This is a genomic window from Emticicia sp. W12TSBA100-4 (assembly GCF_040253585.1).
GTDB lineage: Bacteria > Bacteroidota > Bacteroidia > Cytophagales > Spirosomataceae > Emticicia.
The window spans coordinates 250,663-265,879 of the sequence record NZ_JBELAU010000003.1; the positions used below are offsets into that span (position 1 = coordinate 250,663).

The following is a 15,217-nucleotide window of genomic DNA, read 5'->3' on the forward strand; positions in this document are numbered from 1 at the left end:
ATAATTTTATGTTTACGAATCAATCGGATAAATATATGGTTTTATGTGTTGATACTTAAATTTACCTTCGTGCCTTTGCCTATATCGCTTTGCACAACCAAGTCTGCCCCAATTTTTTCGGCACGACGTTTCATGTTTTTTTGTCCGTTTCTTTCTGATTGTGCCTCAGTATCAAATCCTATGCCATCATCTATGATGTTTATAATTAGTTTATTATAGTTTATTTTAGCATTAATTTCAACAGTTTTACACTTGCTATATTTTACCAAATTATTGATGGCTTCTTTTAGAATTAAGTAAATATTACGGCGTTTGCCCATATCAATACTCAAATTTTCTAACTCAACCGAAAAATTGAACTGAAAATCAATATCTTTCGATTCAAAAAGCGGAATAGCAAATGATTTTAAACGAGTTTCGAGGTTGTTGAAAGAATCATTTTCGGGGTTGATTGTCCAAATAATATCATCCATTTTTTCAATCACTTCTCTCGAATCATTGCTCACTTGCTGCATGATTTCTGGCTTAAATTCTCCCTTTTTTTGTTGAAATGCTACAATTTCCGATAAAATAGAAATACTACTTAGTGTACTACCTATTTCATCGTGGAGGTCGGCCGAAATTCTGTTTCTAAGTTTCTGATTTTCTTCCAATCGCTTCAATTTATTTCTATTATTCAGAAAGGCAATTGAAATAACAGCCAATAAAATTGCTAAAATAGTACCTCCTAAAAGAGCATTTCGTTGCCAATTGGCAGTTTTAGCTTCTTCGTTTAAAAGTTTTATTTGGGTTTCTTTTTGTTCGGTTTCGTATTTTGCTAATAAATCTCTTGATAGCTCTTCCGACTCAATTTTTGCACTTGAATCTTTCAAAGCATTGTATTCTTGCAGTAACTCAAATGCTCTTTTATGATTATTAGTCTTTGCATAAAACTCAGCCAAAATGTTGGTACTATATTCTTTGTCTGCCAAATCTTCAACTTTTGCATTTAGCTGATAAGCTTCTACCAAATATTTCTCGGCTTTAGGATAGTTTTTTTGTTCCATATAATACTCACCTAAAATCCCAGTAGCAGATTGAAGTCCAACAGGCGACTCCAATTGTCGGCAAAGTTTTTCGTTTTCAATTAAATAAGGTTCTCCTTTTTTTGGTTCTCCAAGATTTGCGTAAGTCCGCCCAACATTTGAAAGTAAATCAGTTTGCAACAATAAATAATTGGCCTTTTTGGCATGGCTAAGCCCTTTAAGATAATGAGCAAGGGCATCTTTTTCTTTGCCCATATCATCGTACAGATTCCCCATTTTATTTTCTTGAATACCCATACTTTGCTCATCGGCTTTTTTAATAGCTATTTCTAAGGCTTTTTGTGTATATTTTAATGCTTCTTGCGGTTTTTTATAGGCTTTCAAAACTCCAGAAACTAACCCATAAGGCCCCGCATCTAAAAACTTTATCGGAAAATTGTTTTTTTCCTGTAATTCTATGGCTTTTAAAGCCCATTCCATTGCTTTATCTTTATTACCAAGATTTCTGTGAGCTAATGCAATATTGGCAAGTGAAGCTTCCTTTAAATAAAGATTGAGTTTATGTTTCACAACCATTTCCAAACATTTTTCATAATTGGCAAGTTCGAGTTTATATTCAGATTTTTGATTATGAATAATCCCTTTTAATAAATAATGAAAATAATAGCCTCGTCCGTAATTCAATTTTTCGGAAAGCGACAAAACTACTCTATTCAGGGAATCGGCCATTTTATAATTAGCCTTTTCATAAATCACTTTCAAGGTGTAAGGCCGTAATGCCCAAATGTAAAGTGTATCTTTAGGTTTTGTTTTTAGGAATGTTGCCAGTGAGTCGTAAGTAGTAGGTACTTGGGCTTTCGAAGCGGTGGTGAAACAGAGCAATAAAATGAATAAATATAAAGTTCTCATCGACTTTTTAGGTTAGTATTGTGACATAACTATTTGATGAGCAGAAAATTAAAGCAGAAATCTGTGATTACAAAAACAAAAGTAAATTATTGAGAATACGGTATTTATGAGATGAAATAAAATTGCAAAAACAAATATTAAATCATAGCTTTGAAGCCTTAGAAATCATGTAATTTTAATAAATGCAAATACAAACTTTTCAAAACCCAGAGCAATTAGCAACTCATACAGCTAAGTTTATCATTGATTTAGTAAAAACCAAACCTACTGCGACACTGATTTTAACTTCGGGTGACACGCCAGTTTTGACGTATAAAAAAATAGTAGAATTGGCAAAATCAACTGATTTTGAGCAAGTTACAATCATTGGTCTCGACGAATGGGTCGGTATTCCTGCTACCAGTGAAGGTAGTTGTCGATTCATTGTTGAAGAAAATCTATTGAAACCACTTAGTATAAACCCCAAGCAATATACGTTTTTTGATTCAATGACTGCCGACCTTTATTCTGAATGTAAACGAGTTGATGAATTACTGTTCAGTAAAGGCGGAGCAGATTTGATAATTGTTGGAGTAGGAGTGAATGGCCATATTGGCTTAAATGAACCTGGCTATAGTTTTGAAAATTATTGTCATGTTTCTGAACTGGCCGATGTGACGATTCAAATCGGTCAGAAATATTTTAAAGAAAATACACCACTTACACAGGGAATTACGATTGGTTTGAAACATCTATTGGAAGCTAAAGTGGCGATTCTGATTGCAACTGGCGAACGTAAAGCTGAGGTTTTGAAACAAACAATCGACCAAGAGCCAAGTGTAGAATTACCCTCAACTGTATTCAAATTGCACAAAAATTCATTTGTGTGGATTGATGAAGCAGCAGCTAAATTATTATAAAGCATAGATTGATGACCCAAAAAAACAAACACTTGCTATTTATAGCTATTGCTATATTTTTACCAATTTTATATGGCGTTTTTTTTATAAGAAATTTCTCAATGCCTCTTTCGGGCGGTGGCGATGTGGACGAATGGGAATATGTCGGTTATTATTTATCGCAACATCTAAGTTTTAAGCCTTTTCCGAGTTTAGTTTTTAATCATAATCAAACTTTTTATCCATTCGGCACAACGCAGGTTTTTTCTGATTGGTCGCTCGAAAGTAATTATTGGTTTGCACTTTTTTATAATAATTTTGGTCATGGTGCTTGGCTAAACTACTATTATATTATTAGTTTAATTGTCTCATTTTTAGGCACTTATCTTATCGTAAAAAAAGATTTTGGACAAAACAAAGCTTTTTTTGTTGGCTTTGTAGTTACCTTTTTTAATTTTTATGCACTCAATAAATACCCTCATCATTACAATCATAGTACCATTCACTGGGCAATTTTAAGTCTTTTTACTGATTTTATTTTGGTTAAAAGAATTATCAAAAGTGAAAATATTTCCTTAAAGTGGGTTTTCTTGAAAGCATTTGTTTTGCTGGCTACACTTGGAATGAATTTAGGATATATCTGTGGATTTGCACTCAATAGCTTCGTTATCAGCCTTATCTGTGTAATTATTGTATTATTGAAAAGAGTTCTGAAGAACGAAAACCAAATAAAAACATATTTTCAATGTTGGTCTAATGACCTTAAAACCTCACCACTATTGTATTTGTTGTTGAGTTTTCCTATTCTGTTGATTATATATTTTTATCTGCCGCTCGTTTTTCAGATTTATTTTGAAGCTAAATCATTTCACCTTGATAACGCCAACGCACCGCATTTTTGGAGTCACCCTCTGAGAATTCTTCTTCCCTATTTCCCTAAAATTAACACAATTTATAATCCGTATAGGGAAATTTTGAAAGATATGCCCGAAGGAATGGGTTCGGGAAGCCCAGGCTGGTTCTGTCTTGGCTTAGGAATTATTGGTTTTTTTGGTAATCGAAAACAATTTTGGATGGTATTCTTACCTTTCTTGATACTTTTGGTAATTTCTACTTTTTATCATCCGAACAAAATTCCAACATTGAAGATTTTTCCTTGGGGAGCTTATAACCGTGTTCCATCAAGGTTCACTTCGCTTTTACCCGTCATTTTTTCGTGTTTTTTTCTGCCAACAGATTTAAAAATAATACCTTTTAAAAAAGTTTTTGTACTTCTCTTTACAACCTTTTTTGTGCTCGAACTGTCAGTAGTATATAGTTTCCGATTTGAGCGAAAACCTTATGAGTTTGATAAAAATTTTTTTGAATATGTTGAAAATTTAAAAAAACAAAAAGGTGAAGCGGTTATGGATTTTCCATTTTGTATTGTGGGAGGAGATGGCACAGGGTTGAGAGAAAATCTATGTCCGATTTTTCAGAAAACTTGTAATGTCTATGCTCTTAGTCGTTTTCATGGTAAAAAAGTAATAGGTGGTTATTATAGCCATGTCCATGAGTCTGCGGTAAAAGGATTTGTTGGTGTAGGAGTTGGGAGTTGGGCAAAACCAGATAATGATTCATACATAGAGGGATGGAAAAAGGCGACAAAAATTATCAACTCATTTGATGAGCAGCAACTGAAACACTTTGTGAAATATTTTCAATATAATGAATTTGCTGGTATCAATGTTTGTGTGGATTTAATTCCAAGCGAAATGTATCAGCAAATTGTAGAAGCTATTGGGCAACCGACCAATTCAACATATTTTCCTGGTGCGGGAAAAGTTGTATTTATTCCAAAACCAAAAGAATGGTTTAGATATACAAATACTGAAAAGGGGAAAAATATTAAATTTCCGTGCGGCTGTGATTGAATATTTGTTAAGCAATATTTCTATTCGTTGAGGTTGTTAATTTTGAAAGAATAGGTGGTTTTGAGTAGATCTTATTAAAAATTTTAAAATTATTTTAGAAAAGTTGCATGGCCAAGTTATTGGAGCTCCAAACATATTTGTCAGATAAGGGAAGTTTAACGGTATTTGAAAAAGTACTGAAGAAAGGAATTAAGCGTATATTTTATATCTATAATGCCCACAAGCAAGAACGAGGAGGTCATCGACATAAGTTAGCATACAATGCTCTTACTTGCGTAAGCGGCTCTTGTGAAGTTTATGTGCATAATGGCGAGAAAGAAGAAACTTTTATTCTTGACTCACCAGATCAATGCTTATTACTTGAACCAAGAGATTGGCATACAATGTATAATTTTTCTGAAAATTCCGTGCTTCTCGTACTTTCAGATAGATTCTATGAGAAGGAAGATTACATTTATGAAAAATATGAAGAGTTGATCGCAATAGTATAAAAATAAAAAGACGAACCTTGAAGATTCGTCTTTTTTGATATTGTACCTAAAGCGTTTCAATAATAATGTTATGATTGGTGTAGATGCAAATATCTGCTGCGATATTTAGGCTTTCTTGTACCATTTGCTCAGCAGTAAGGTTTTCTGCATGTCGTTTCAAAGCAATCGCTGCCGATTGGGCATACATACTACCAGAGCCAATTGAGGCAATCTGATTGTCAGGTTCAAGTACATCACCTGTTCCTGAAATAATGAGCATTTCTGCTTCATTTGCAACAATCAACATAGCCTCCAATTTTCTCAAAAAACGGTCAGTTCTCCAATCTTTTGCTAACTCTATGGCTGCACGTTTCATATTTCCACCAAAAGCATTGAGTTTTTCTTCAAATCGTTCAATTAATGTAAAAGCATCGGCAGTTGAGCCCGCAAATCCTGCCAGTATTTTACCACCATACAGTTTTCTAACTTTTCGAACATTGCTTTTGGCTACGGTGTTGCCCATTGTGGCTTGTCCATCAGCACCGAGAGCTACTTTACCGTTATGAATTACCCCCAAAACGGTGGTTGCGTGTATTTTTTGCATCTAATTATTTCGATTCAATTTTTGATAATTTCCAAACATTATTCTCCAAGTCTAAAGAATATATGTACGTAACTTTATATGGATTTTTTAAATTTACAACAACTTTGGCTTTATTTCCATTAATGGCTGATGTTGAGGTCTTATTTAAAGCAAACAACAGATCTTTTTCAGTTGGAGGGTCTTGCGACAATGTATATCTATCGTAGTCAATTCCTTCTGTAAAGCCTTTCTTTTTTATTTCAGATTGTTTAGATACAAATTCTTGTTGTAAACCTTTAATGTAAATGCTTGAGAATAAGCCAGTTGTTTCAATCGACTTGATGTATTTTTGAACACATTTTGTGTCAATTTTTGTAACATCTATACCGTCTGCCTCATAGCAATCTCCTTCAAAAGGAATAGTATCTGTTTTTCCATACCACTTATAAAAAGCCGCAATTCGTTGTTTGGGTGTTTCTTTTGCTTGTGCGAAAGTTTTAAAATGACATATAAAACAAATCCCCCATAGAGAGATTGTTAGCCAACTATACGGAGGATTTATCTTTTTCATTATTTCAGACCCTTTTAGGGAGTTTAGACCAATAATTTGTACGGCTCTTCGAGCAATTCTTTCAAGGTTACCAAGAACGCAGCACCCGTTGCACCGTCAACTACTCGGTGATCACAAGTGAGTGTAACTTTCATTACACTTGTTGCGTAAAACTGACCATTTTTAACAGCTACAATTTCTTTGATTCCACCAACCGAAAGGATACAAGACTCGTTTTTAGGATTATTGATAATCGAAGTAAATGACTCGATGCCAAACATTCCTAAATTACTTACTGTAAATGTATTTCCTTCCCAATCTTTAGGTTGAAGTTTGCCATTTTTAGCTTTTCCGCCTAAATCTTTTGTTGTTGCTGCTAAAACTGAGAGTGGGAGTGTATCAGCAAATCTGATTACTGGAACAACCAAGCCTTCAGCAATGGCCACTGCCATACCAATATGTACGTGAGCGTTGCGTCTGATGTGGTCTTCTCTCCAAGAAGAGTTTACGTTTGGATGTTTTTTAAGGGCGACACCACACGCTTTTAAAACCATATCATTGAAAGAAATCTTAACAGGAGATGCCTGATTCATTACTTCACGAGCCTGAATAGCTTTATCCATGCAGATTTCCATTGTTAATTGGAAATCAACTGCAGTCGATTGTGATTCTGCCAAGCTGCGTGCGATTGCTTTACGCATTTGTGTCAAGCCAATTTCTTCATAGCTTTCAACACCAGACACCGCTGCCACTTGAGCTGTTGCTGCTTTTACTTCTGGAACTTTCGGTGTGAAATTGTCAACATCAGATTTCACAATTCTACCACCTTCTCCAGAACCACTTAAGTCTGCTAATTTAATACCTTTTTCTTCGGCTAATTTTTTAGCGAGTGGTGAAGCTAAAATTCGTCCATTACTATTTGATGCCGACTGAACAGGTGCTGCTGTCGGAGCTGCCACCTGTGCAGAGGAAGAGGCTTTCGGAGCTTCTGCAGCAGCAGGAGTTGCTACTGGAGCTGCCGCAACTGGTGCGGCACCGAGTAGTGCTTGGTAATTTGCACCTTCTTCGCCAATAACTGCAATAACAGCATTCACTTTAGCTGCTTTACCCGCTTCTACACCAATATATAATAAAGTTCCATCTTCATAAGCTTCAAGTTCCATGGTAGCTTTATCGGTTTCGATTTCTGCTAAAATATCACCTGATTTTACTTTATCACCAACTTTTTTCAACCAAGTATGAATTACGCCCTCGGTCATGGTATCACTCAAAAGTGGCATTGTTACAACCTTTGCTTTGATATTTGACGTATCAACTACTGGTGCGGCAGCTACAGGAGCAGTAGCTTCGGCCACTGGTGCAGGCTCTGCAACTGGTGCTGTTGGAGTTCCACTCAATAAACTTTGAAAATCTTCTCCAGGTTTACCAATTACAGCCATGATAGCATCTACTGGAACGGCCTGGCCTTTTTCAACACCTATATAAAGTAGCGTTCCGTCGTAATATGACTCCATATCCATGGTAGCCTTATCGGTTTCGACTTCTGCCAAAATATCACCTGATTTTACAACGTCACCAACTTTCTTGTTCCATGCCGCAATTACACCTTCTGTCATGGTGTCGCTCATCTTGGGCATTCTGATTACTTCTGCCATTTTTTAAAATTTGCTTAGATTTTGGATAGTATCATTATTCAACCCTCAAAATTATAACAAAGTTTTGGATGTCCTTAAAAAACTAATGAGAAAGTTTATAATAAGTTTCATTTTGCCGTTTTTTATCCAAAAATTATCATAAAAATACCAAGTACCGATGATTGTGATAGATGATTATTAATTTATCCAAGTTGTTTAATATGTTTATGGTTTGTCATTCTTAAAAAACATTCTTTTAAGAATAATTTTCCTTTAAAAAATCTTGCCATTCATCAATTAATTTTCCTTTCAAAACTCTTGGAAACTTGTGTTGACCGCCCACTTTCCCCTTCTTTTTCATCCACTCGTAGAAGGCTTGTTGAGGAAGAACTTTGACAAAAATGTTTTTTAAACCGTGTCTTCGCTCTACGGCATAATCATCGTTGAGTTCGCAAAGTTTTTCGTCAAGTAATTTGCAGAATTGCTCTTCATCGACCTTTACATCAGAAGCAACATACCACTGATGAGCAAAAAGTGGCGGATGCTTAACTCCAATCACTGTAAATTCACGAATATCAAGTCCTAAATCTTTAGAAACTAACTCAATACCATTATTCATATTATCCACCGAAAGGTGTTCGCCACATAAACTCAAAAAATGCTTGGTTCTACCCGTAATTTTTATCTCCATGCGTTTTTTATCGGTGAATTTTACGGTATCGCCAATTAAATATCGCCATGCTCCCGAACAAGTTGAAATAAGTAGAGCATAATCAATATCTTCTTTTACATCTTGCACCATTAAGGTTTCGGGATTGCTCACGAGATTACCGTCTTCATCAAAGTTTTCCTCATTGAAAGGTATAAATTCAAAGAAAATACCACGATTTAGCACTAAACGCAAATTGCCATCTGGACGGTCTTGATAGGCCAAAAAACCTTCCGATGCCATATAAGTTTCAATATATATGACAGGCTTTCCGAATAATTTTTCAAGCCCTTGTTTATAAGGTTCAAGTGATACACCTCCCCACGCAAAAGCAGTAAGATTAGGCCACATATCGTGGATGTTTTTGAGGTTGTATCGCTTAATAATACGTTCCAACAAAATTGTGTGCCATGCAGGTACGCCCGCCAAGAAACCAATATCCCAATTGGGTGCATTCACTGTTATATCTTCAAGTTTATTTTCCCAGTCACGCAGAGCAGAGATTTTCTGACCGGGTTTATAAAAATTCTGAAACCAAATCGGAATTGTACCCGTGGTGATTCCACTCAAATCTCCTTCATAATGAGAGTCAACCTCATTGAGGGCTGTGCTTCCTCCGAGCATTAAATACCCTTTTTCAAATAAATCAGCGGGTAGTTCGGTATATTGTCCGAGTGTAATAATCTGATTAATACTGGTTCGCTGAATGGCCTTAATCATATCTTTCGTTACAGGAATTGCTTTTGAAGCTGCATCCGAAGTTCCCGAACTCAATGCAAAATATTTTACTTTTCCAGGCCAACAAACATTTTTTTCACCCAAACGAGCTTTGTACCACCATTCGTTGTAAATCCTGGTATAATCGTAAATCGGCACATTTTGAGTGAATTTTTCGTAAAATTCGTTTCCCTCTTCAAAAATTGCCGAACTGAGAATTTCCTCAAAATTGAATTTCTCACCAAATTGTGTATAGCGTGCTTTTGATAGCAATTTAGTGAATGCTTTTTTCTGCCATTTTGCAGGCTTTATTTTTCTAATTTGTTGAATCGTGCTTGTAAATTTGATACTACCCTTTAGTAGTCTTCCTAATACTGCCATATATTTTGTTTCGAATAAAGTAATCAAATAGGCTATATAATTTCAAAAATAATAGGTTTTCTTGTAAAAACATAAAATGCTTTTAGTCAATTGTTTAGTTTAACGTATAGGGCATTTTCTATTGCTAAATTTACAACTTCCAGCGTTTCAAATCTTTGATTGTTTTATGAGCGGTCATGTCATAATGTACAGGGACAATTGAGACATAATTGTTTTCGAGGGCGTGTAAATCTGTTCCTTCAATGTTTGGTTCACGGTTCACAAAATCGCCGCCCATCCAAAAATATGGTCTGCCATGTGGGTCAGTTCTGGCATCAAATTCTTCGTGCCAATATCCATTTGTTTGGCGACAAATTTTAATGCCTTTGATTGGATTCTCTGAATATTTTGGGAAATTGACATTTAGTGCAACATTTGCAGGAAATTCATTTGCTAAAGCTTTTTCAGTAATTCGTTTGATCCAACGTTTGATATGAGAGAACTCAGAATCATATTTAAAATCATCTAATGAGAAGCCAATTGATGGAATACCCTCGATTGCTCCCTCAACTGCTGCAGACATAGTTCCTGAATATATCACCGAAATAGAAGAATTTAGACCATGATTGATGCCACTCACAACTAAATCAATTTTGCGGTCTTTTAAGAAATGATGTTTGGCCAATTTCACGCAGTCGGCTGGTGTTCCTGAGCATTCGTAAGCCTCAACGTTTTTGTAAATTTTATTTTTCTTGACGTGAATAGTGCTATCAACCGTAATGGCGTGTCCCATTCCTGAGTTCGGACTGTCGGGAGCAACTACAAACACTTCTCCAATTTTTTTCATTACTTCAATCAATACCGAAATGCCTTTTGATGTAATGCCGTCGTCGTTTGTAACTAATATCAGTGGTTTCATAAATTGTGGAGCGAACCGAACTTCGGCCGCATCTTGTTTTCAATAAAATTAAAATGCAAATTAACAAAATGATATGCAGGCATACCATATATTTGCGGTCAAATTTGAAAAGATGATGGAATTATCGTACAGAGTTGCCACTCACAAAGATATTAAAGCGATTCGAGAAATCGCTAATAAAACTTGGTTTGTTACCTATGAACCAATATTGGGTAAAGAACAGCCAAAATTTATGTTTGATGAAATTTATAGTGAGGAAGCACTGGCAAAACAAATGGATGATGGACAAACATTTATTTTGCAGTTTTTGGGAGAAGATGTGGTGGCTTTTGCATCATATTCAATTAAAAAAGATGAGGAAATTACTTATAAATTGAATAAATTGTATCTGAATCCAGATTTTCAAGGCGGAGGATATGGCAAAAAGTTAATTTCGGTTGTAGAAGAAAATGTAAAAGCTCTGGGGGCAAAAATCTTAGATTTGAATGTAAATCGTTATAACAAAGCTCGTTTTTTCTACGAAAAAGTTGGTTTTGAAATTATAAAAGAAGAAGATATTCCGTTTGGAGAATATTGGATGAATGATTATGTGATGCGTAAAGTGTTAAGTTAATTGCTCAATTCGTGCAATGTAACGCTGAAAACGCTCTAAGTTTTGAGTAGGTTTACCCGATTCAATGTATTCAACCGAAAAAGGTGTTTCTCCTTTCAATGAGAGTAAATTTAGTTTACCTAAGATATTTTTCAGATGTCGTGCTGTACCTTCATTGCCGTCAAAAATGCTTAATTGTGGTGCCAATTGATAAAAAATTGGCTCAAAATAAGTAAAATGTGTGCAGCCAAGGACAATCGAACCAAATTTTTCAATATCAAGTTGGAGTAATGTTTCGGTGATATATTCTTCGGCAGCTTTGCCAAATTCCTCTCTTTCAGCGAGTTTTACTAATTCAGGCAAAGCCATTCTTTCAACTATTCCATCAGCATTGAGAGAGTCAACTAATCTTTGGAAACGAGCAGAGCGAAGTGTTATTGGAGTTGCACAAACCAAAATTTTCTTTCGTTGTGCATCAAGTTCGGCAGTATCATTATCAACCGCTACTTTCACGGCTGGCTGAATTGCTATGATTGGAATACTTAATCTGCTTCGTAAATCTTCGACACAAACATTTGTTGCTGTATTGCAAGCCAATACAATAGCTTTTACCTTTCGATCTAAGAAATAATTGATAGCTTCTTCAACAAATTCTTTGATTTGTTCCTCACTTTTAGTGCTGTATGGAACATTTTTGGTATCGGCATAATAGCAATATTGTTCATTAGGTAATTGTCTAATGATTTCGTGCAAAAGTGTAAGCCCGCCAATACCAGAATCAAAAACACCAATCATTACAAATACTTAAAGATTACGAGATTTTATTTCCTTTTCTATTTTATTTCTATAAATGAACTTTTGAGAAGCCGAATAAACAAAAAAGATTATTATGCCCGTTAGAATGAAACTAAATGTGTCTTTCAGAACATAAAGAGCCATCGAAATGCTTAGAATAGCTATGGAAATATGAGCAATGAAGGATTTAGGATTAAAAAAAGTGTCGAACAATTTCTTTTTCTCGGCATTAAGTTCCTCCAAAGTCATTTCTGAAAGTTTCTTTTTTGTATTCATTTTGCACTTTTTGAAAAAAATACAATTATATATCAATCAATTAGAAAGGAAAATCTGTTTCAGCATCCAAATTCCTTGGTTGATTTGCCTTACTTCCGAGTGTAACTGTACCACCACCAGTGTTTGGGCTCGGAGGTGCACTTCTCTCAAAGTTATCTAATGAGCCAGCAGTATTGATAGGTTTTGGCATATTAAAATCTCCAAAATTATCTTGTCCAGGAAGCGGCGTATAGAAACCATCTAAGTCAGTAAATTTGGTGTATTTACCAATAAATTTAAGTTTGACAGTATCGACATCTCCACTACGGTTTTTGGCAATAATTACCTCACCAACTCCTTCGGTTGAGTTTCCTTGTTCGTCCTGCGTAATTTTATAGTATTCTGGACGATACAAAAACATAACCATATCAGCATCTTGCTCAATTGATCCAGATTCACGTAAGTCAGAAAGTTGTGGGCGTTTATCACCTCCACGAGTTTCAACCGCACGACTCAACTGCGAAAGTGCAATTACTGGAACGTTGATTTCTTTTGCAAGGTTTTTCATCGCTCTCGAAATTGCCGCAATCTCTTGCTCACGGTTGCCTTTTCCGCCACCACCACTTTCAGCGGTCATTAGCTGTAAGTAATCAATAATTACCAAACCAATATCAAACTGGGCTTTCAAACGGCGGCATTTCGCACGCATTTCCAAAATTGAAAGGGCAGGGGTATCATCAATATAAATTGGAGCAGATGAAAGATTTTTGATTTTTTGGTGCAGTTGTACCCACTCATGGTTTTCGAGTTTTCCTTTGCGAAGTTTGTTACTATCGATTTCTGCTTCGGCCGAAATCAAACGTAGCATCAACTGGGTGGCCGACATCTCCAAAGAAAACATAGCCACAGGAATTCCCCACTCAACGGCCGCATTTCTCATGGCTGAGACTACGAAGGCCGTTTTACCCATCGCTGGCCTTGCAGCAATAATGGTAAGTTCGGTGTTTTGCCAACCACTTGTAATACGATCAAGTGCCGTAAAACCACTGGCTACACCGGTTAACCCATCTTTATTATTTTTCTTCTTTTCGAGTTCTTCGATGGTCGCACGCATGATGGTACTCGCATCTGCATAATTTTTACGAATATTACGCTCCGAAATTTCAAAGAAATTTTGTTCGATTTTATCTAATAGAGTAAATACGTCAGTTGTATCTTCGTATGCGTCTTTTAAAATATCGCCCGCAATTTTAATCATATCACGCTTGATAGCTGATTGTGTAATGATACGTGCATGATATTCGATATTAGCTGCCGAATTAACTTTATTTGTCAATTTTACAAGATACGATGCACCACCAATAAACTCAAGTTCGCCATTGCTACGAAGCTGAGTCGTTACGGTAAGCATATCAATCGGCTCTGATTTACCAAATAATTGAAGAATAGCGTTGTATATTCTTTGATGAGCCTCTTTATAGAAACTTGATGGTTGGAGAATATCTACAACCGAAGTTAGTGCATCTTTTTCAATCATTAACGCACCAAGAACTGCCTCTTCAAGTTCTAATGCTTGAGGAGGTAGTTTGCCCGATTCATTTCGGAAACTTTCTAAAAATAGATTTTTTCCGAAACCTCTTTGGCTATTTCTATCGCCAGTATTGCTATTTTGATAACTTTTTTCCATAATATTAATACAATGTTAAGAAGAAATTTACGGTTTTGAAATACATTGTATTTTAAAGTTTGGCTTTTAATTATTATAAAAGCCTGATAATCAGTCCTTCATCAAAGTTTTGAGTTTTTTTTGTGGAAAAATAAGCAAATTTGTGAATAATTTTTGAACTTTGGGAAACAAATAGCACCACTCAAAGGTCTTAATTTGTGAAATTAGCTATGTTTTACATTTAAACAATATAATTTTTATTTTGACAGATAAAGTATTCACATTAGAAGAAGAAATCTCATTGACCGATTTTCTTGGAGTAGAAAATATACACATCAGAGAGGTGGCAAGTGCATTTCCATTAAGCAAAATTATTTCTCGTGGAAATCAGATTTTAATCAAAGGAAATACCGAAGAGATTAATAGAATTTCGGAAGTGTTGGAAGCAATGATTGAGCATTTGCGAAAGTACGGAAGAATTTCAATTGACCAAGTAAAAAGTTATATCAAGGAAGATGCCGAGTCGGCCACACATGAAACCCCTGATGATGAACTGATTTTAGTAGGTACTAAGGGAAATGCAATCAAAGCAAAAACGGCCAATCAAAAGAAAATGGTCGAAGCCTGCAAAAACTTTGATATTATGTTTGCTACAGGTCCAGCTGGAACTGGTAAAACTTACACTGCTGTTGCATTGGCAGTAAGGGCCTTAAAAGATAAACAAGTAAAGAAAATCATTATTACTCGTCCAGCCGTTGAAGCAGGAGAGAATCTCGGTTTCTTGCCCGGTGATTTAAAAGAAAAAATTGATCCTTATTTACGTCCAATTTATGATGCTCTCGAAGATATGATACAGTCAGAAAAACTGAAGTTTTATATCGAAAACAGAACAATTGAGATTGCTCCTCTGGCTTATATGCGTGGACGTACCCTAAATAATGCCTTTATTCTGCTCGACGAAGCCCAAAATACTACTCCGATGCAAATTAAAATGTTTTTGACTCGTATGGGGCCGCTCTCAAAAGCCATTATCACTGGTGATAAAACACAAATAGATTTGCCATCGAAACAAAAATCTGGATTGGCTGATGCTCTTTATATTTTGAAGGATATTAAAGGAATTGGTTTTATTGAGTTAGATGATAGAGATGTTGTGAGACACAAGTTGGTCAGAGATATATTGAAAGCTTACGAAAAGGCCGAGGCTAACTAAAAAGCTTGTTGCGTTGCAACCAAATCCAC

Annotated in this window: 14 protein-coding genes; 5 read left to right on the top strand and 9 right to left on the bottom strand. The window is 35.5% G+C overall.

Translation table 11 applies throughout. The features are described 5' to 3' along the window. Window positions 1-41: 41 nt before the first annotated feature. On the bottom strand, window positions 42-1,934 hold the full coding sequence (locus ABR854_RS04985) for a tetratricopeptide repeat-containing sensor histidine kinase (protein WP_350264265.1): 1,893 nt from the start codon (window positions 1,932-1,934) through the stop codon (window positions 42-44). Window positions 1,935-2,116: 182 nt separating this feature from the next. Between ABR854_RS04985 and ABR854_RS04990 the strand changes: the two genes are divergently transcribed. The 3 genes from ABR854_RS04990 (at window position 2,117) to ABR854_RS05000 (ending at window position 5,216) form a co-directional block, all read left to right on the top strand. After that, window positions 2,117-2,833, top strand: a complete 717-nt coding sequence (locus ABR854_RS04990; RefSeq protein WP_350264266.1) for a glucosamine-6-phosphate deaminase — start codon at window positions 2,117-2,119, stop codon at window positions 2,831-2,833. 101 nt (window positions 2,834-2,934) lie between these two features. Beyond that, complete coding sequence (locus ABR854_RS04995; RefSeq protein WP_350264267.1) at window positions 2,935-4,725, top strand: hypothetical protein; 1,791 nt, start codon at window positions 2,935-2,937, stop codon at window positions 4,723-4,725. A gap of 107 nt (window positions 4,726-4,832) precedes the next feature. Next, a complete protein-coding gene (locus ABR854_RS05000) occupies window positions 4,833-5,216 on the top strand; it encodes a sugar 3,4-ketoisomerase (RefSeq protein ID WP_350264268.1) in 384 nt (127 codons plus the stop codon). A gap of 46 nt (window positions 5,217-5,262) precedes the next feature. Here ABR854_RS05000 and hslV read toward each other — a convergent pair whose 3' ends face one another. From hslV to surE, 5 genes are all read right to left on the bottom strand, one after another. Next, complete coding sequence (gene hslV, locus ABR854_RS05005) at window positions 5,263-5,799, bottom strand: ATP-dependent protease subunit HslV (protein ID WP_350264269.1); 537 nt, start codon at window positions 5,797-5,799, stop codon at window positions 5,263-5,265. Between the two features lie 4 nt (window positions 5,800-5,803). Further along, window positions 5,804-6,349 (bottom strand): hypothetical protein, encoded by a 546-nt coding sequence (locus ABR854_RS05010; protein ID WP_350264270.1) that lies wholly within the window; start codon window positions 6,347-6,349, stop codon window positions 5,804-5,806. Between the two features lie 23 nt (window positions 6,350-6,372). Continuing rightward, a complete protein-coding gene (locus ABR854_RS05015) occupies window positions 6,373-7,983 on the bottom strand; it encodes a dihydrolipoyl dehydrogenase family protein (RefSeq protein ID WP_350264271.1) in 1,611 nt (536 codons plus the stop codon). Between the two features lie 235 nt (window positions 7,984-8,218). Then, window positions 8,219-9,769: a GH3 family acyl-acid amido synthetase gene (locus tag ABR854_RS05020; protein WP_350264272.1), complete on the bottom strand. Its 1,551-nt coding sequence runs from the start codon at window positions 9,767-9,769 to the stop codon at window positions 8,219-8,221. A gap of 130 nt (window positions 9,770-9,899) precedes the next feature. Next, window positions 9,900-10,667 (bottom strand): 5'/3'-nucleotidase SurE, encoded by a 768-nt coding sequence (gene surE, locus ABR854_RS05025; RefSeq protein ID WP_350264273.1) that lies wholly within the window; start codon window positions 10,665-10,667, stop codon window positions 9,900-9,902. Between the two features lie 112 nt (window positions 10,668-10,779). Between surE and ABR854_RS05030 the strand changes: the two genes are divergently transcribed. Beyond that, complete coding sequence (locus ABR854_RS05030) at window positions 10,780-11,280, top strand: GNAT family N-acetyltransferase (RefSeq protein WP_350264274.1); 501 nt, start codon at window positions 10,780-10,782, stop codon at window positions 11,278-11,280. Here ABR854_RS05030 and murI read toward each other — a convergent pair. Genes murI through dnaB form a run of 3 tightly spaced genes read right to left on the bottom strand, consistent with a single transcriptional unit; the run spans window position 11,272 to window position 13,996 of the window. Next, the gene (gene murI, locus ABR854_RS05035; protein ID WP_350264275.1) at window positions 11,272-12,054 is read right to left on the bottom strand and encodes a glutamate racemase; all 783 of its coding nucleotides are present in this window, start codon (window positions 12,052-12,054) and stop codon (window positions 11,272-11,274) included. The two genes, ABR854_RS05030 and murI, sit on opposite strands and share 9 nt — an antisense overlap. Before the next feature lie 9 nt (window positions 12,055-12,063). After that, entirely contained in the window at window positions 12,064-12,330 is a 267-nt protein-coding gene (locus tag ABR854_RS05040) for a hypothetical protein (protein WP_350264276.1), read from the bottom strand. 40 nt (window positions 12,331-12,370) lie between these two features. After that, window positions 12,371-13,996: a replicative DNA helicase gene (gene dnaB, locus ABR854_RS05045; RefSeq protein ID WP_350264277.1), complete on the bottom strand. Its 1,626-nt coding sequence runs from the start codon at window positions 13,994-13,996 to the stop codon at window positions 12,371-12,373. Window positions 13,997-14,237: 241 nt separating this feature from the next. On the opposite strand from dnaB, the gene ABR854_RS05050 reads away from it, so the two are divergent. Continuing rightward, complete coding sequence (locus ABR854_RS05050) at window positions 14,238-15,188, top strand: PhoH family protein (protein ID WP_350264278.1); 951 nt, start codon at window positions 14,238-14,240, stop codon at window positions 15,186-15,188. Window positions 15,189-15,217 lie beyond the last annotated feature (29 nt).

Excerpts from the sequence above, each read along its gene's own strand:
- ABR854_RS05010 (WP_350264270.1), bottom strand. The coding sequence starts at position 6,349 with ATGAAAAAGATAAATCCTCCGTATAGTTGGCTAACAATCTCTCTATGG.
- hslV (WP_350264269.1), bottom strand. The coding sequence starts at position 5,799 with ATGCAAAAAATACACGCAACCACCGTTTTGGGGGTAATTCATAACGGT.
- ABR854_RS04990 (WP_350264266.1), top strand. The coding sequence starts at position 2,117 with ATGCAAATACAAACTTTTCAAAACCCAGAGCAATTAGCAACTCATACA.
- ABR854_RS04985 (WP_350264265.1), bottom strand. The coding sequence starts at position 1,934 with ATGAGAACTTTATATTTATTCATTTTATTGCTCTGTTTCACCACCGCT.
- ABR854_RS04995 (WP_350264267.1), top strand. The coding sequence starts at position 2,935 with ATGCCTCTTTCGGGCGGTGGCGATGTGGACGAATGGGAATATGTCGGT.
- dnaB (WP_350264277.1), bottom strand. The coding sequence starts at position 13,996 with ATGGAAAAAAGTTATCAAAATAGCAATACTGGCGATAGAAATAGCCAA.
- ABR854_RS05020 (WP_350264272.1), bottom strand. The coding sequence starts at position 9,769 with ATGGCAGTATTAGGAAGACTACTAAAGGGTAGTATCAAATTTACAAGC.
- ABR854_RS05040 (WP_350264276.1), bottom strand. The coding sequence starts at position 12,330 with ATGAATACAAAAAAGAAACTTTCAGAAATGACTTTGGAGGAACTTAAT.
- ABR854_RS05015 (WP_350264271.1), bottom strand. The coding sequence starts at position 7,983 with ATGGCAGAAGTAATCAGAATGCCCAAGATGAGCGACACCATGACAGAA.
- surE (WP_350264273.1), bottom strand. The coding sequence starts at position 10,667 with ATGAAACCACTGATATTAGTTACAAACGACGACGGCATTACATCAAAA.
- ABR854_RS05000 (WP_350264268.1), top strand. The coding sequence starts at position 4,833 with ATGGCCAAGTTATTGGAGCTCCAAACATATTTGTCAGATAAGGGAAGT.
- ABR854_RS05030 (WP_350264274.1), top strand. The coding sequence starts at position 10,780 with ATGATGGAATTATCGTACAGAGTTGCCACTCACAAAGATATTAAAGCG.
- murI (WP_350264275.1), bottom strand. The coding sequence starts at position 12,054 with ATGATTGGTGTTTTTGATTCTGGTATTGGCGGGCTTACACTTTTGCAC.